The sequence below is a fragment of the Pseudomonas sp. S30_BP2TU TE3576 genome (assembly GCF_050436025.1).
In the GTDB taxonomy this organism is placed as follows: domain Bacteria; phylum Pseudomonadota; class Gammaproteobacteria; order Pseudomonadales; family Pseudomonadaceae; genus Aquipseudomonas.
The window spans coordinates 4,364,133-4,379,901 of record NZ_JBNDLK010000001.1; the positions used below are offsets into that span (position 1 = coordinate 4,364,133).

The window sequence follows — 15,769 nt, forward strand, 5'->3', positions numbered from 1 at the left end:
CAGGTGGCGTCTCCCAAGACCCAGCTATGCAGGCAGAACACTTGAGTCCCCGCAGGTGTATTCGGCAGTCACTTCGAGGCGCAGCACCGTCAAGGTATTGCGTCGACTGGCTCCCACAAAGGTGACCGAGTATGGATGATCACGGACGTAGCTCTTCTTCCAACCAGCCAATCCTTTATGTACTCGATACCAACGTATTGATTCACGATCCAAACGCGCTGCTTAACTTCGAAGAACACCACGTCGCGATCCCGATGACCGTGCTTGAGGAGCTCGACAAGCTCAAGAGCGGGCATCACAGCGTTGCTGCCGAATGCCGCCAGGCCATCCGCCTGATCGACAAGACCCTGGGCGATGCCTCACCCGAGGACGTCGAGCAGGGTGTGCCAATCCAGCGTGGCAAAAGCGGACCCAAGGGTTTGCTGTCAATTCTGATGAGCAAGCATGCCGAGCCGAACCTGATTCTGCCCGAGCACCTGAATGACAACAAAATCATCAACCAACTGATCGATCTGCACGCGCGCGACCCGAAGAAGCCCGTGGTGCTGGTCACCAAAGACATCAACATGCGCCTCAAGGCGCGCGCCTGCGGGATCGCAGCCGAGGATTACAGTACCGACCAACTGGTTGACGACGTATCGCTGCTGCCCAACGGTTATCACAACATGACCGGCTCCTTCTGGGATCGTGTGAGGAATGTCGAAACCCGTCAGGACCATGGCCGCACCTGGCACCAGGTGCAGTTGATCGACAACCTGCCGGCGGTGCACATCAACGAGTTCATCATTGATGAACAGGGCTTTGTCGGCTGGATCAAGGAGATCGAAGAGGACCGGTTGCTGATCCTCGACCTGCACCAGGAACCGCTGTTGCACCAGGAAGCCTGGGGCCTGAAGCCGCGTGATATCTATCAGAGCCTGGCGTTATACGCCTTGCTCGACCCGGATATCCACCTGGTCAACCTGTCGGGTGCCGCAGGCTCGGGTAAAACCATTCTGGCGCTGGCCGCTGCGATCGAGCAGACCATGGTCAGCAAGCGTTATCGCCGCATCATCGCCACCCGTAGCGTGCAGGGCCTGGACCAGGAAATCGGCTTCCTGCCCGGCACCGAGGCGGAAAAAATGGAGCCGTGGCTGGGCGCCATCACTGACAACCTCGAAGCCTTGCACATGGATGACGAAAGCACCCATGGCAGCGTCGACTACATCCTCAGCAAAGTGCCGTTACAGTTCAAATCCCTCAACTACATCCGGGGTCGCAGCTTCCAGCAGAGCCTGATTTTGATCGACGAATGCCAGAACCTCACGCCGCACCAGATGAAAACCATCATCACCCGTGCCGGCGCCGGTTCCAAAGTGGTGTGCCTGGGCAACCTGGCACAGATCGACACCCCTTACCTGTCCGCGACCAGCTCCGGGCTGACCTACCTCACTGAACGCTTCAAGGACTTCCCGAACGGGGTGCACATCACCCTGCAAGGGGTACCACGTTCGATCCTGGCCGAATACGCCGAATCGCATCTGTAACTGTCCACCGAAACCGGGCGGCCCAACAGTCGCCCGGTTTTTTGTGGAAGTATGAAAAACCTGTGGGAGCGGGCTTGCTCACGATGGTGTCAACACAGCAACTCTATTATCCAAGACAACCTCGTCATTCATTTAATATGCGAGTTGCCTCTGAAGAGAAATCATCGCGATACCTAAAATATAGAAGTGCCCCGAAGAATACGGCGATACCTCCAGAAAGAATAAAAACACCGCCGATTGAAATAAGTGTCGATAGCCATGCACCAAAAATCGGCCCTGCGATCATAAACAATAATGTTAAGCTGCGTGCGGACGCTGACACTGTCCCTAGATTAGATAAAGGGCAGTATTTCTGCAAGGTTACGCCAAATCCTAAAGATGTAAGCCCATAGTCGAAGCCTGCGATGAAGAAGATAAATATCAAAGTAGCAAGTATCGATACATGTTCTATCATTGGAAGTAGTCCCGCAGTTGCTACCATTAAACCAAATATTAGTAGAGAGGAAGTTGAGCATAGAGAAATTTTACTGGGGTAAACTAATTTGAAGATCAGGCCGGCTAAAATTCCTCCTAGTGCCGTAGAACTAACGATTACTCCAAATACATACGCTTCAAATCCAATGTTTTTCAAGAATATGCTTAGTAACGAGTCGTAGCACCCTAATACGGCAGATTGAATTAATGCACAGATGAAAAATAATTGAGTGGAAGGGCCGCTCCGTAACAGCACCTTCAATGCTTCAAAACTTCCAAATGATCGTTTTTCGGGGTTGTGTATTTTTTTCTCGCGACAATTTAAAGAAAGCAAGGCTACACAGAATATACCGAGTAGTGAAAAAGAAGCGGAGATTAAAAAGCCGTATGCTTTGTCTGCCATGGTCGCAATGATACCTGCTGCGAGAGGTGAGCAGACTTTAATGCACTGATCCATTATTGTTATCAGTGAAATGTTGTTGACGAGATCTTTGTTTGTCAAAAGCTTTCTGGTTAAAATTATTTCTGCTGCTCCGGAGCCTAGATTTGATATTCCTTTGAGGCAGACAAACACCAGGAAGAAAGCTTCAGAGGTTGCTCCAAACAATAGACAGGCAACGATAAAACGGATTAAAAAACTGATGGTTAAGAATTTTAAAGGGCTCGTGTGATCAGCCAGTGTGCCGAAGAATGGCCCTAATAGTAGTGATGGAAGTCCATATAATGCTGCTGCATACCCCAGTATTTGTGGAGATGCATCGAATCCAAATGTAAGCGCCGTAAAAATCAGAACGAAGTCTACCCAAAGTGTTACTGAGCTACTAAATCGTATGCCACATAAGTAGCCATATCCCTTTACATGTGGGGGCTTCACTGTTCTGTCCACTTGATGCGATACATTGATTGATCTACTACGAACATAGATATTTTGTTTTTCAAACAAAAAAGCTCTGCGCGACGTAAGAGCCGCGCCTCAGGGCAGCAATCAGGCGTAATGATGCAGACCCAATACCGATGAGTGTGATTCTGTAAAGCCTGGGGTGTTTACAGAGGTTGCGAAAAATAGCCCTTGAGGGTTTCTGTAAGAATTGATTGAGCCTTCAATACCTCTTGGGTCGGCTCAGGCTGTGAGCTGCTAAACTTTTTTCGTGTCCAGCTGAAAAAGAGGGGGCCATCAATAATACATTCATTGTGTTCCGCCAAATATAACTTGGTCACGGAGGCATACCTGGGAAAAACATGAAAATGCAGTTCAAGATTGAGCTCGGAAATACGCATTATGTATATTCTCTCAGGAGAAAATAGAGTATTTAAGGCTCGCTCCGTAAATGCTAAACCTCTCATCAGCTCTGCACTTTCCGCCGAGCTTAGATCTGCGAGCTTTGAAGTGCGCCGCTTAAGAGAAATAATCATGTAGCCAGGGATGTCACAGTCCCGGCAATGAGAGATTACGATGTGTTTTCCAGAATAAATTGTCCGCGCTGACATGACTGGCCTCCCATGTACTAACCATGGTTAACGTGTAGGGTCTGTCCCGTTGAGCTCCTGCCGGAGGTCAGTAGGAAAGTGAGCGTGTTCATGATTTTTTCAGGAAATCCTGGCTGGTGACTGCCGGAAACTGCACCTGGATCAATGGCGCAGACCGGGATGTTGGATTTACTGAATTCGCGTGTCAAAGACCTTATGTGATACCTCTGTACTGAAGTTTGTAGAGTTGTTGGCTTTGTTGGTCAGTTTTTCTTGAATGAGCAATACGGTCAATCATTCGGTTGTAGGAAACTTCACAGCAGGTAATGGGAGCGGACTTACGGAAAAATCTTACGTCGAAATTTACTTTAAAGTAATCAGTAAATTATCAACTGGTGCGCAAATTAAAATTGTTCGGTGATGTCAAAAAAGCGAATTTCCAGTAGGGTTTTGTTACATTTCTTTCTGTTGGTTGGCATAACTTTTATTGGTGTTTTTAAAATTTAATAAGGAATCGCATCTGTAACTGTCCACCGAAACCGGGCGGCCCAACAGTCGCCCGGTTTTTTGTGGAAGTATGAAAAACCTGTGGGAGCGGGCTTGCTCGCGAAAGCGGAGGATCAGTCACCCATGCATCGACTGACCTGCCACTTTCGCGAGCAAGCCCGCTCCCACATTGGTTTGTGGTGGGCCGACAATCGTGCGTGCGGAAATCTGACCCACAGGTTTACAATCGATGCTCCTGATCAGGAGTAAATCCGTGCTGACTCATCTCGATTCCCAAGGTCGCGCCAACATGGTCGACGTCACCGAAAAAGCCGTGACGTTCCGTGAGGCGACGGCCCAAGCGCTGGTGCGCATGCTGCCCGAAACCCTGCAGATGATCGTCAGCGGCGGCCACCCCAAGGGGGATGTGTTTGCCGTGGCGCGCATTGCCGGCATCCAGGCCGCAAAGAAAACCAGCGATCTGATTCCCCTGTGCCATCCGCTGATGCTGACCGGTGTCAAGGTCGAGCTCAGTGCCGAAGGCGACGATTCAGTGCGCATCGTGGCGCGCTGCAAGCTGTCCGGACAGACCGGCGTCGAGATGGAGGCCCTGACCGCCGCCAGTGTCGCCGCGCTGACAATCTACGACATGTGCAAGGCCGTGGACCGCGGCATGACCATCGAAAGCGTGCGTCTGCTGGAGAAGGTTGGCGGCAAGAGCGGACATTTCCAGGCGGAGCAGCCATGAACGTGACCGTGAAGTTTTTCGCCCGTTATCGTGAAGCGCTGGGGCTGGACTCGGTGAAGGTTGAAGGCAACTTCGCCACCGTCGACGACGTCCGCGCGCTGTTGGCCCAGCGTGACGGTGCCGAGGTGTTGAGCGAGCAAAACCTGATGTGCGCCCGCAACGAAGACTTGTGCCAGCTCGACGAGCCGGTCAGCGAGGGCGATGAAGTGGCGTTCTTTCCGACTGTGACCGGAGGCTGAGCCATGGCCATTCGCGTGCAGTCCACAGCGTTCGATCCGGGTGCTGAAGTCAACGCCATGCACGACGCCAATGTCGGCGTGGGTGCAGTGGTGAGTTTTGTCGGTTACGTGCGCGATTTCAATGACGGCCTGGATGTCGCCGGGATGTTCCTTGAACATTATCCGGGCATGACCGAAAAGGCCCTCGGCAAGATCGCCATCGAGGCTGAACAGCGCTGGCCGTTGCTCAAGCTGAAAGTGTTGCACCGTATTGGCGCTCTGGAACCGGGCGAGCCGATTGTCTTCGTCGGCGCGGCAAGTGCCCATCGTCAGGCGGCATTCGACGCCTGTGCCTTTGTCATGGATTACCTGAAAACCCGCGCACCGTTCTGGAAGAAGGAAAACACCAGCGACGGGCCGCGTTGGGTCGAGGGGCGTGACAGTGATCATGCGGCGGCGGATCGCTGGAAGCAGTAACTCCTGCGGCGTTCTCAAGCCAGCCTTCGCGAGCAAGCCCGCTCCCACAGAGTTCTGTGTCGTACACAAAATCTGTGGGAGCGGGCTTGCTCGCGAAGGGGCCATCTGACTCACCCAATACCTTGCAGAACCACCACCCGACCATCGGCCGGCACGGGCAGCATTTGCCTGATTGACGATCAATACATAAAAGTCCAAGATGGAATTATAAGTACAAAAAAGGTTTCCACCCGTTTCAGCTTTTTCTTCTGTCTTGCCAAACCAACAACAACCGCGAGAAAACGAACATGAAGAAGTTCCCCCTCATCACCGGTCTGGCCTTGAGCCTGTTGGCGTGCAGTTCTGTGTTCGCCGCCGAGAAAACCCTGCGCATTGGCATTGAAGCCGCGTATCCACCGTTCGCTTCTAAAACCGATAAAGGCGAGATCGTCGGTTTCGACTACGACATCGGTAACGCGCTGTGCGCGCAGATGAAGGCCAAGTGTGTGTGGGTCGAAGGCGAGTTCGACGGTCTGATTCCTTCCCTGAAAGTGAAGAAAATCGACATGGCGCTGTCGTCCATGACCATCAATGAAGACCGCAAGAAGTCGGTGGACTTCACCCACAAGTACTATTTCACTTCGTCGCGCCTGGTGATGAAGGATGGCGCGGTGGTGGATGACCAGTACGCCAGCCTCAAGGGCAAGACCGTTGGCGTGCAGCGGGCCACCACCACCGACCGTTACGCCACCGAGGTGTTCGAGCCCAGGGGCATCAACGTCAAGCGCTACAGCAACAACGAAGAAATCTACATGGATCTGGCAGCCGGTCGCCTTGATGCGATTTTTGCCGACACCATTCCACTCAATGACTTCCTGTCGATGCCGCGTGGCCAGGGTTACGCCTTTGTCGGGCCGGAGCTGAAAGATCCGAAGTATGTGGGCGAGGGTGCCGGGATTGCCGTGCGCAAGGGCAACACTGAACTGGTCAGCGAGTTGAACACGGCCATTGATGGCATTCGTGCCAGTGGTGAGTACCAGAAGATTTCCGAGAAGTACTTCAAGTCGGATATCTACGGCGACTGATAGTCCGCTTTCGCGAGCAAGCCCGCTCCCACATTTGATCTCCATAAGTCGAAGATCCAGTGTGGGAGCGGGCTTGCTCGCGAAGAGGCCAGATCAGACAGCACAAGCCTCAGGGCCTAGCCCTTCAATTCCTTCAAATGCTTGTACACCGTCGCCCGCCCCATGTTCAGTACATTGGCTACATAGTTCGACGCACTTTTGCCCTTGAATGCGCCTTCGGCGTGCAACGCCAGCACCAGCTCACGCTTGTGGTCGCGGGTCAGTAGATTCAGGCTCAACTGACGTTCGCGCAGCCAGGCGTGGAGGAAGGTGTTGATCCGTTCCTGCCAGTCATCGCGAAACAGTGAGTCCGGTTGCGGGATCAGCTTGGTCGGCGAAAGGAACAGATCCAGAGCGGCCTTGGCATTCTCGAACAGCGAAATATTCAGGTTGATGCACAGCACCGCCAGCGGATGACCTTCGCTGTCGCGTAGCACCGTGCTGAGGCTGCGAATCTTCTGACCATCCCAGTTGAGCTTTTCGTACGGTCCGATGTTTCGTTCGCTGACATCGTCGCTGAGCATGTCTTCCAGCGCCGAGTCGTCGCCGATTTCCCGCTTGGACAGGTTGTTGGCGATGTAGTCGACCTTTTGCGTGCGCAGGTCGTGCAGCACCACTTCGGCGTGGGGAAAGAACAGCGTGGCGATGGCATCGGCGATCGCCCGGTAGTTATCCAGCGACGTGGTGTCCGGGGCGGAGTCTTTTTCGGGGGCGTTCATACAGTGGAACTCCAGGCAGCGTCAACGCCCCATCAAAGGGGCGCTGAAAGTGTGCCGTAATCGTGGGGGCACGTCACCTGAGGATCAGGATCAGCCGAGGCGGGCGGGGGAGAGCATTTCGGCACTCAGGCCGAAGCGGCCGAGCGACTCGGGCAACGCTGCACCACGTACCAGTGCCGCGCTGGCCTGGCCCATGGCGGGCGAGGTCTGGATGCCATAACCGCCTTGTGCCGCGACCCAGAACAGCCCCGGCACCTGAGGATCGAAGCCGGACAGCAAGTCGCCGTCGCTGACGAAGCTGCGCAGGCCGGCCCAGGTCCGGGTCGGGCGGCGAATGCTCAGGGTAGTGGCTTCTTCGATCTGGTAGATGCCCATGGCAATGTCCAGTTCTTCGGGCTGCACGTCGTGAGGTTCCACCGGGTCGGCGTTGGCCGGCGAGCCGAGGAACATCCCGGCGTCGGGTTTCATATAGAAGGATTCGTCGAGGCTGACCAGCATCGGCCAATGGTGGATGTCCACGCCTTCGGGGCCGGCGAAGATGAACGCGGCACGGCGTTTTGGTTGCAGGCCCAGTGGCTTCGCGCCGGCCAGTTCGCCGATCTTGTCGGCCCAGGCGCCGGCGGCGTTGATGATGATCGGTGCGCTGAACGTCTGGCTGCTGGTCTGGACGTGCCATGTACCTTGGTCATCGCAGCTCAGGCTGACCACTTCGCTGTCGGTATGCACTTCGCCCTGATTGCGGCGGATACCGCGCAAATAGCCTTGGTGCAGGGCATCGGTGTCGATGTCGCTGGCGGTCGGATCGTAGATCGCGCCGTGGACTTTTTCCCGGCGCAGGATCGGCACCCGCTTGCAGGCCTCGTCGGTGCTGAGCAATTGCATCTCCGGCACCGTGGTTTTGGCGCTCTGGTATTGCCTGTTCAGTTCGTCCGGGTCACCGGTGAAGTCCACAGTCATTTCGCCGCGCGGGGTCAGTAGCGGGTGTTCGCAGAAGCCGCTGGGGGGGTTGTCGAAAAAGTCCCGGCTGGCCAGGGTCAACGCCCGCACTTGCGGGGTGCCATAGGCTGCGGTGTACAGCGCGGCCGAACGACCGGTGGAGTGATAGGCCGGATGGGATTCGCGTTCGAGCACGATCACGCGGCCATGCTGCGACAGCCAGAAACCGGTGGAAGCGCCGGCAATCCCGCCGCCGATGATGATGAAATCTGCCTGGCTCATGAACGTCTCCTGTGAGGCGCGATGCTGAAATTGTAGTGATCCCCTGTGGGAGCGGGCTTGCTCGCGAAAGCAGTGTGACAGTCAACATCTCAGGTGAATGTCAGACCCTATTCGCGAGCAAGCCCGCTCCCACAGGTTTCGCGGTATTAGTACTTGAGGTGGTAGATGGCATTGGCTAGCGCAATGTCTTCCAGGCCCAGGCCGATGGAGCGGAAAAACACGTGGCGATCGTAATCCGGGCGCTGGACTTTATCGCTGAGCAGGTCCGGCAGGTCGCCGACAATCGCGCTCCTGTCCCAACCGTGCTGCTCGGCGGCGATCAGCATTTCACCGGCCGAGCCCGGGGTGGTCAGGCGATAGTCGCAGAACACCTGCATGTCGTTGAGGCACTGCGGCGGCACTTCGTGAGCACGCGGTGCGTTGGTGCTGATGGAGGTGATCAGCGCCGGTTTGCGCAAGCTCGACGGATCGATCACCGGACCGGCGGATGAGGTGCAGAGCATGATCACGTCGGCGTCCTGCACGGCAGCTTCGCGACTCTCGACGATGTTCAGGCGTGGCTCGATGTTTTTCAGCAGGCTCACGGTCTCGGCATCTTCGCTCAGGCTCGGCGCGTACAGGTTGATGCTCTGCCAGTCGCGCAGGCCTTTCACGTAATGCAGGTGCGCCTGGGCAACTTTACCGCTGCCGATGATCGCCAGGCGATTGGCGGCAAGCGGCGCGAGGGCATCGACCGCCACGGCGGTGGTCGCGGCGGTGCGTGCGGTGGTCAGTTCACCCGCGTCGCACAGCAACAGTGGCTGGCCGCTCTGCATCGACATCAGCACAGTCCACGCGGTCACCAAAGGTCCCTGCTCACGGACGATGTACGGCGAAGTCTTGATGCCGTACACGCCGTCTTCGGCCAACACACCCAGGTAGTTGATGAAGTCGCCGGCGCCCTGGGGAAATTCCACCAGTTGTTGTGCCGGTTGCACGGCTTGCCCGGCCGCCAGGTCACGGAACATTTTGCGCAGGATCTGCGGCACGTCGACCTGCGCCAGCAACTCGCGAGCCTGGTGTTGGTTGATCACTTGGGGCGTATTGGACATGGTCGGCTCCGGGACTGAAGGTAAACTAATTTGTCCATTATGGACTTTTAGTTGTATCTAACAATATCCGGACGAAAAAAAAGCGCAGTCCGTTTCCGGCTGCGCTTGTCTTTTCAGCGTCGTTTAGTGCGGACGCTTGCGCTCCACCGCCCGCAACAGATGCGTCGGTGGTGTTTCACAGCTGATCTTGCGCCCCAGTTTTTCTTCGATGGACGGTAGCTGGTAGGAGTCGTCTTCACCGGCAAAGCTGATGGACACACCGTCGGCGCCAGCACGACCGGTACGCCCGATGCGGTGCACGTAGTCGTCCGGCACTTCCGGCAGGGTGAAGTTGATCACGTGGCTGATGCCGTCGATGTGGATGCCGCGACCGGCCACGTCGGTAGCGACCAATACGCGGATCTTGCCTTCGCGGAAACCTTCCAGTGTCTTGATGCGCTTGTGCTGCGGCACGTCGCCGGACAATTGCGCGGCGTTGATGCCATCACGCACCAGGCGTTCTTCGATGCGTCGCACTTCATCCTTGCGGTTGGCGAAGACGATGACCCGCTCCCAACCATTGTCGTTGACCAGGTTGTAGAGCAGTTTGTATTTGTCGGCACCGGCCACCGCGTAGATGTGCTGTTCGACGTTTTCGTTGGCCACGTTCTGCGACTCGATCTCGACGATCGACGGGTCGGTGGTCCATTGCTTGGCCAGGTTCATCACGTCTTCGGTGAAGGTCGCGGAGAACAGCAGCGTCTGACGCTCGGCCTTCGGCGGCGTCTGGCGAATGATCTGGCGCACTTGCGGGATGAAGCCCATGTCGAGCATGCGGTCGGCTTCGTCCAGCACCATCACTTCGACCATGTCCAAATGCACGTCGCCGCGCTGGTTGAAGTCCAGCAGGCGGCCCGGTGTGGCTACGAGGATGTCGCAGTGGCGGGCTTCGAGGTGCTTGAGTTGCTTGTCGAAGTCCATGCCGCCGACGAACGTCATGACGTTGAGGCCGGTGTACTTGGTCAGGTCGGCGGCGTCCTTGGCGATCTGCACCACCAGTTCGCGGGTCGGCGCGATGATCAGCGCCCGTGGCTCACCCATGTAGCGCTCTTTCGGCGGCGGGGTTTGCAGCAATTGGGTGATGATCGAGATCAGGAATGCGGCGGTCTTGCCGGTACCGGTCTGGGCGCGGCCGATGGCGTCTTTGCCCGCGAGGGTGAAGCCCAGCACCTGGGCCTGGATCGGCGTGCAATACGGGAAGCCCAGGTCCTGGATGGCGTGCATCAGTTCAGGGGCGAGTTTGAAATCGTGGAAGCGGGTTTTGCCTTCCTGGGGTTCGACGACGAAGTCTTCGAGTTTCCATGGGATGACCGGCGCCTTGGGCTTGGGTTCGCGGCGCGGTTTGGCGGGTTTCGGCGTTTCGCTGTGTGGCTGTTCCGGGGCTGTTACTTCCGCAGGCTGGGCAGCTTTTGCGGTCTTCGGCTCATGCTTGGGTGCAGCAGCGGGGGCGGCCCGTTCAGGCTGATTACCGTCGGTGCGGTGGCTGGGAGCGTGAGACGCAGCGCTGGGAACTGGCGCGAGTTGCTCAGTCTCGCTTTTACCGAACATTTTCTTGAGTGCTTTGAGCACGGTCATCTCATCAATTGGTTAAGGAATGTACGCCGGCCAGTGTAATGCAAGAATCGGGCGCGGCGTAGTGGGATGGATCAAAGGGCGCTTTTAAACAGGAATGCTTAACGCAAGCGCTCGGCGAGCCAGGTGCCGATGTCGCGAATTTCCTCGGGTAACACTTCATGGCCCATTGGGTATTCCTGCCATGTCACGGTGACACCACGCTGTTTCAAATGCTCGTAGGCGCTGCGTCCCATCGAGTTTTGCACCACGTCGTCGTATTGGCCGTGCATCGACAGTACCGGAATGCGCTGCTGGCTGGCGGACAGTTCCAGTTCATTGCTGAAGGTTGGTGCATAAGTAGAAAGGGCAACTACGCCACCCAGTGGTCCCTGCCATTTCAGAAATGCGGTGTGGAACACCACGGCACCACCTTGGGAAAAACCGGCCAGGAAAATCCGCGAGGCGTCTATTCCGCTGGCCTTCTGTGATTCGATTAGTTCGATGATCCAGTTGGCAGACTCTTCCAATTGCTCGCGGTTGATCGCGCGCGCGGGGCTCATGGCCAATATGTCGTACCAGCTCGGCATCTCGTAACCGCCATTGATGGTCACGGCGCGGCTCGGTGCCTGGGGCAAAACGAAGCGGGTGCTCAGCAGGCTTTCCTGTAGCGCTTCGGCCACCGGCAAGAAGTCATAGCGGTCGGCGCCCAGGCCATGCAGCCAGATGACGCAGGCGTCTGCGGTCTTGACGGGTTCAAGAATCAAGGGGTTGGTCATGGCTGCTCCAATGTTGTGCGCGCGCGCTCATTAAGTGCGAGATCCAAGTGCGCGTCTGGTTGATCCGTTAAGAAGATGTCGCAAGGGTACAAGTTTTGCTATTGACCTGCTGCTGAACCGCTTTAGTAGGCGGTGTGGTACGAGCTTTGCTATGGGGAAACGGTGCAACCCATCTCGCGCCCGGCGGTAACACTATCAGTGTACTGCCGACTGTGGGATAGCAATGAATCCGGTGATGGATGTTCGCCAATGGCCGCTACGGGGCTTCGCGAACGTGAAAGGGCTACCGCCCGTTCGGCCGACTGGTGAGAGTGAGTTTTCCATGACGTGGATTTTCTCCTACTAGACTCAAAGCTAACGTCTTACGTCGGTTGACCCCAAAACAAGCCAACACGGGTCAACTACGCCTCAAAAGGGTGCGACAGGACTCACGCTCCGACACAACAAGAGCAAAACTGGAGGTTTGAATGAAGATGTTGAAATCCACCCTGGCTATCGTGACTGCAGCCGCGGTACTCGGTGTCAGCGGGTTTGCCCAGGCGGGCGCAACCCTGGATGCAGTGATGAAGAAAGGTTTCGTGCAGTGTGGCGTCAGCGATGGCCTGCCAGGCTTCTCGGTTCCGGATTCCACCGGCAAAATCGTAGGTATCGATGCTGACTACTGCCGTGCAGTAGCGGCTGCTGTCTTCGGCGACGCGACCAAGGTCAAGTTCAGCCAGTTGAACGCCAAGGAGCGCTTCACCGCGCTGCAATCCGGCGAAATCGACATTCTGTCGCGCAACACCACCATGACCAGCTCCCGTGATGCGGGCATGGGCCTGAAATTTCCTGGTTTCATCACTTATTACGACGGCATCGGCTTCCTGGTAAACAACAAGCTGGGCGTGAAAAGCGCTAAAGAGCTGGACGGCGCGACCATCTGCATCCAGGCCGGTACCACCACCGAACTGAACGTTTCCGACTACTTCCGCGGCAACGGCCTGAAATACACCCCGATCACGTTCGACACCTCCGACGAGAGCGCCAAGTCGCTGGAATCCGGTCGTTGCGACGTACTGACCTCCGACAAGTCCCAGCTGTTCGCCCAGCGCAGCAAGCTGGCTTCGCCGAAGGACTACGTGGTTCTGCCGGAAACCATTTCCAAGGAGCCCCTGGGCCCGGTCGTGCGTAATGGCGACGACGAGTGGCTGGCCATCGTGCGCTGGACTGGCTACGCCATGCTCAACGCTGAGGAAGCCGGCATCACTTCGAAGAACGTAGAAGCCGAAGCCAAGGGCACCAAGAACCCTGACGTTGCCCGTCTGCTCGGCACCGATGGTGAATACGGCAAAGACCTGAAAGTGAAGAAAGACTGGGTCGTGCAGATCGTCAAACAAGTCGGCAACTACGGCGAAGTGTTCGACAAAAACCTCGGCAAGAGCACTCCGCTGGAAATCGACCGCGGGCTGAACGCTCTGTGGAACGCTGGCGGCATTCAATACGCACCACCAGTGCGCTGATGGTTCTATCACCCGGTGGGCCAACCACCGGGTGATGTTCTGTTCCATTATTTCCGGGGCACTTCATGCAAAATTCAATCGGCGCACCAAAGCAGAGGCTCAGCCTCAGCGATCCACGAGTGCGTGCGTGGGTATTCCAGATCATCACGATTATCGGGGTGGTCTCGTTAGGCTGGTTTCTGTTCGACAACACGCAAACCAACCTTCAGCACCGGGGCATTACCTCCGGTTTCGACTTTCTTGAGCGCAGTGCCGGTTTCGGTATCGCCCAGCACCTGATCGACTACACCGAAGCGGACACTTACGCCCGGGTGTTTGTCATCGGCCTGCTCAATACCTTGCTGGTGACCTTCATTGGCGTGATCCTGGCGACGATCCTGGGGTTCATCGTCGGTGTGGCGCGGCTGTCGAAGAACTGGATCATCGCCAAGCTGGCGACGGTGTACGTGGAAGTCTTCCGCAACATCCCGCCGCTGCTGCAGATCCTGTTCTGGTACTTCGCGGTGTTCCTGACCATGCCGGGGCCGCGCAACAGCCATAATTTCGGCGATACCTTCTTCGTCAGCAGCCGTGGCCTGAACATGCCGGCGGCGTTGATGGCGGACGGCTTCTGGCCGTTTGTGATCAGCATCGTCGTGGCCATCGTCGCCATCGTGCTGATGAGCCGCTGGGCCACCAAGCGCTTCGAAGAAACCGGTGTGCCGTTCCACAAGTTCTGGGCCGGCCTGGCGCTGTTCCTGGTGATCCCGGCCTTGTGCGCACTGATCTTTGGTGCACCGCTGCATTGGGAAATGCCGAAGCTGCAAGGCTTCAACTTCATCGGCGGCTGGGTACTGATCCCGGAACTGCTGGCGCTGACCCTGGCACTGACCGTTTACACCGCGGCGTTCATCGCCGAGATCGTGCGTTCGGGCATCAAGTCGGTCAGCCATGGTCAGACCGAAGCGGCGCATTCGCTTGGCCTGCGCAACGGCCCGACCCTGCGCAAGGTGATCATCCCGCAAGCCCTGCGCGTGATCATTCCACCGCTGACCAGTCAATACCTGAACCTGGCGAAGAACTCCTCGCTGGCGGCCGGTATCGGCTATCCGGAAATGGTCTCGCTGTTTGCCGGTACGGTGCTGAACCAGACCGGGCAGGCGATCGAGGTGATTGCCATCACTATGAGCGTGTACCTGGCGATCAGTATCAGCATTTCCATGCTGATGAACTGGTACAACAAGCGCATTGCGCTGATCGAGCGGTAAGGAATAGCGCATGAGTACTCATACTTTCAAACCTGACATGCCTCCACCGGGCCGCAGCATCGGTGTGGTGGCGTGGATGCGCGCGAACATGTTCTCCAGCTGGCTCAACACCCTGCTGACCCTGTTTGCGTTCTACCTCATCTACCTGGTGGTGCCGCCGATTCTGCAATGGGCGATCATCGATGCGAACTGGGTGGGCACGACCCGCGCCGACTGCACGAAGGAGGGCGCCTGCTGGGTGTTCATCCAGCAGCGTTTCGGCCAGTTCATGTATGGCTACTACCCGCCGGAACTGCGCTGGCGCGTGGACCTGACGGTATGGCTGGCGGTCATCGGCGTGGCGCCGTTGTTCATCTCGCGCTTCCACCATAAAGCGGTGCACGGGCTGGGCTTCCTGGTGTTGTACCCGATCATCGCCTACTTCCTGTTGCATGGCGGCATTTTCGGCCTGACCAACGTGGCGACCAGCCAGTGGGGTGGCCTGATGCTGACCCTGGTCATCGCCACCGTCGGTATTGCCGGTGCGCTGCCGCTGGGGATTGTCCTGGCCCTGGGCCGTCGTTCGAACCTGCCGGCGATTCGGGTGGTCTGTGTGACCTTCATCGAGTTCTGGCGCGGCGTGCCGTTGATCACGGTGCTGTTCATGTCCTCGGTGATGCTGCCGCTGTTCCTGCCCGAAGGCATGAACTTCGACAAGCTGCTGCGGGCGCTGATCGGCGTGATCCTGTTCCAGTCGGCCTACGTTGCCGAAGTGGTGCGCGGTGGCCTGCAAGCGATTCCCAAAGGTCAGTACGAAGCGGCGTCAGCGATGGGGCTGGGCTACTGGCGCAGCATGGGGCTGGTGATTCTGCCGCAAGCCCTGAAGCTGGTGATCCCCGGCATCGTTAACACCTTCATCGCGCTGTTCAAGGACACGAGCCTGGTGATCATCATCGGCCTGTTCGACCTGCTCAACAGTGTCAAGCAAGCCGCCGCCGACCCGAAATGGCTGGGCATGGCGACTGAAGGCTATGTGTTCGCCGCCCTGGTGTTCTGGATTTTCTGTTTTGGTATGTCGCGCTATTCCATGCATCTGGAACGCAAGCTCGACACTGGCCACAAGCGCTAAGTCGCTACCTAATTTAGGA

15 protein-coding genes are annotated in these 15,769 nt (G+C 57.0%); 8 read left to right on the forward strand and 7 right to left on the reverse strand.

The features are described from left to right. Nucleotides 1-131 precede the first annotated feature (131 nt). Nucleotides 132-1,526, forward strand: coding sequence for a PhoH family protein (locus ABIA48_RS19930; protein ID WP_007989953.1), 1,395 nt, complete (start codon nucleotides 132-134; stop codon nucleotides 1,524-1,526). A 124-nt stretch (nucleotides 1,527-1,650) separates the two neighbouring features. Here ABIA48_RS19930 and ABIA48_RS19935 read toward each other — a convergent pair whose 3' ends face one another. Next, complete coding sequence (locus ABIA48_RS19935; RefSeq protein WP_429490785.1) at nucleotides 1,651-2,874, reverse strand: MFS transporter; 1,224 nt, start codon at nucleotides 2,872-2,874, stop codon at nucleotides 1,651-1,653. Nucleotides 2,875-3,044: 170 nt separating this feature from the next. After that, the gene (locus tag ABIA48_RS19940) at nucleotides 3,045-3,488 is read right to left on the reverse strand and encodes an HIT family protein (protein ID WP_429490787.1); all 444 of its coding nucleotides are present in this window, start codon (nucleotides 3,486-3,488) and stop codon (nucleotides 3,045-3,047) included. Between the two features lie 739 nt (nucleotides 3,489-4,227). Here ABIA48_RS19940 and moaC point away from each other — a divergent pair. The 4 genes from moaC (at nucleotide 4,228) to ABIA48_RS19960 (ending at nucleotide 6,460) form a co-directional block, all read left to right on the forward strand. Then, nucleotides 4,228-4,701: a cyclic pyranopterin monophosphate synthase MoaC gene (gene moaC / locus ABIA48_RS19945; protein ID WP_007972660.1), complete on the forward strand. Its 474-nt coding sequence runs from the start codon at nucleotides 4,228-4,230 to the stop codon at nucleotides 4,699-4,701. Further along, nucleotides 4,698-4,940, forward strand: a complete 243-nt coding sequence (moaD, locus tag ABIA48_RS19950; RefSeq protein WP_075945584.1) for a molybdopterin converting factor subunit 1 — start codon at nucleotides 4,698-4,700, stop codon at nucleotides 4,938-4,940. The genes moaC and moaD overlap by 4 nt, the downstream gene beginning before the upstream one ends. 3 nt (nucleotides 4,941-4,943) lie before the next feature. After that, nucleotides 4,944-5,396: a molybdopterin synthase catalytic subunit MoaE gene (moaE, locus tag ABIA48_RS19955; protein WP_429490790.1), complete on the forward strand. Its 453-nt coding sequence runs from the start codon at nucleotides 4,944-4,946 to the stop codon at nucleotides 5,394-5,396. A gap of 287 nt (nucleotides 5,397-5,683) precedes the next feature. Then, the gene (locus ABIA48_RS19960; RefSeq protein ID WP_429490792.1) at nucleotides 5,684-6,460 is read left to right on the forward strand and encodes an ABC transporter substrate-binding protein; all 777 of its coding nucleotides are present in this window, start codon (nucleotides 5,684-5,686) and stop codon (nucleotides 6,458-6,460) included. A 116-nt stretch (nucleotides 6,461-6,576) separates the two neighbouring features. Here ABIA48_RS19960 and ABIA48_RS19965 read toward each other — a convergent pair whose 3' ends face one another. From ABIA48_RS19965 to ABIA48_RS19985, 5 genes are all read right to left on the reverse strand, one after another. Next, nucleotides 6,577-7,218 (reverse strand): helix-turn-helix transcriptional regulator, encoded by a 642-nt coding sequence (locus ABIA48_RS19965; RefSeq protein WP_007989964.1) that lies wholly within the window; start codon nucleotides 7,216-7,218, stop codon nucleotides 6,577-6,579. 90 nt (nucleotides 7,219-7,308) lie between these two features. Then, the gene (locus ABIA48_RS19970; RefSeq protein ID WP_429490794.1) at nucleotides 7,309-8,436 is read right to left on the reverse strand and encodes an NAD(P)/FAD-dependent oxidoreductase; all 1,128 of its coding nucleotides are present in this window, start codon (nucleotides 8,434-8,436) and stop codon (nucleotides 7,309-7,311) included. A gap of 146 nt (nucleotides 8,437-8,582) precedes the next feature. Next, nucleotides 8,583-9,527, reverse strand: a complete 945-nt coding sequence (locus ABIA48_RS19975; RefSeq protein WP_429490796.1) for an ornithine cyclodeaminase family protein — start codon at nucleotides 9,525-9,527, stop codon at nucleotides 8,583-8,585. A 123-nt stretch (nucleotides 9,528-9,650) separates the two neighbouring features. Continuing rightward, a complete protein-coding gene (gene rhlB / locus ABIA48_RS19980) occupies nucleotides 9,651-11,141 on the reverse strand; it encodes an ATP-dependent RNA helicase RhlB (RefSeq protein ID WP_429490798.1) in 1,491 nt (496 codons plus the stop codon). Nucleotides 11,142-11,239: 98 nt separating this feature from the next. Next, nucleotides 11,240-11,896, reverse strand: a complete 657-nt coding sequence (locus ABIA48_RS19985) for an alpha/beta hydrolase (protein ID WP_429490800.1) — start codon at nucleotides 11,894-11,896, stop codon at nucleotides 11,240-11,242. 467 nt (nucleotides 11,897-12,363) lie between these two features. Between ABIA48_RS19985 and ABIA48_RS19990 the strand changes: the two genes are divergently transcribed. The 3 genes from ABIA48_RS19990 (at nucleotide 12,364) to ABIA48_RS20000 (ending at nucleotide 15,750) form a co-directional block, all read left to right on the forward strand. Then, nucleotides 12,364-13,395, forward strand: coding sequence for an amino acid ABC transporter substrate-binding protein (locus tag ABIA48_RS19990; RefSeq protein ID WP_310054074.1), 1,032 nt, complete (start codon nucleotides 12,364-12,366; stop codon nucleotides 13,393-13,395). A 65-nt stretch (nucleotides 13,396-13,460) separates the two neighbouring features. Further along, the gene (locus tag ABIA48_RS19995; protein ID WP_429490803.1) at nucleotides 13,461-14,642 is read left to right on the forward strand and encodes an amino acid ABC transporter permease; all 1,182 of its coding nucleotides are present in this window, start codon (nucleotides 13,461-13,463) and stop codon (nucleotides 14,640-14,642) included. Nucleotides 14,643-14,652: 10 nt separating this feature from the next. Further along, nucleotides 14,653-15,750 carry an amino acid ABC transporter permease gene (locus tag ABIA48_RS20000; RefSeq protein ID WP_429490805.1) on the forward strand — a complete coding sequence of 366 codons (1,098 nt, stop codon included), beginning with the start codon at nucleotides 14,653-14,655 and terminating at the stop codon, nucleotides 15,748-15,750. Nucleotides 15,751-15,769 lie beyond the last annotated feature (19 nt).

Bases quoted from the DNA above. Each gene is read 5' to 3' on its own strand.
- moaD (WP_075945584.1), top strand. From the start codon at position 4,698: ATGAACGTGACCGTGAAGTTTTTCGCCCGTTATCGTGAAGCGCTGGGG.
- rhlB (WP_429490798.1), bottom strand. From the start codon at position 11,141: ATGACCGTGCTCAAAGCACTCAAGAAAATGTTCGGTAAAAGCGAGACT.
- ABIA48_RS19960 (WP_429490792.1), top strand. From the start codon at position 5,684: ATGAAGAAGTTCCCCCTCATCACCGGTCTGGCCTTGAGCCTGTTGGCG.
- ABIA48_RS20000 (WP_429490805.1), top strand. From the start codon at position 14,653: ATGAGTACTCATACTTTCAAACCTGACATGCCTCCACCGGGCCGCAGC.
- ABIA48_RS19995 (WP_429490803.1), top strand. From the start codon at position 13,461: ATGCAAAATTCAATCGGCGCACCAAAGCAGAGGCTCAGCCTCAGCGAT.
- ABIA48_RS19975 (WP_429490796.1), bottom strand. From the start codon at position 9,527: ATGTCCAATACGCCCCAAGTGATCAACCAACACCAGGCTCGCGAGTTG.
- ABIA48_RS19985 (WP_429490800.1), bottom strand. From the start codon at position 11,896: ATGACCAACCCCTTGATTCTTGAACCCGTCAAGACCGCAGACGCCTGC.
- ABIA48_RS19940 (WP_429490787.1), bottom strand. From the start codon at position 3,488: ATGTCAGCGCGGACAATTTATTCTGGAAAACACATCGTAATCTCTCAT.
- ABIA48_RS19930 (WP_007989953.1), top strand. From the start codon at position 132: ATGGATGATCACGGACGTAGCTCTTCTTCCAACCAGCCAATCCTTTAT.
- moaE (WP_429490790.1), top strand. From the start codon at position 4,944: ATGGCCATTCGCGTGCAGTCCACAGCGTTCGATCCGGGTGCTGAAGTC.
- ABIA48_RS19970 (WP_429490794.1), bottom strand. From the start codon at position 8,436: ATGAGCCAGGCAGATTTCATCATCATCGGCGGCGGGATTGCCGGCGCT.
- ABIA48_RS19990 (WP_310054074.1), top strand. From the start codon at position 12,364: ATGAAGATGTTGAAATCCACCCTGGCTATCGTGACTGCAGCCGCGGTA.
- ABIA48_RS19965 (WP_007989964.1), bottom strand. From the start codon at position 7,218: ATGAACGCCCCCGAAAAAGACTCCGCCCCGGACACCACGTCGCTGGAT.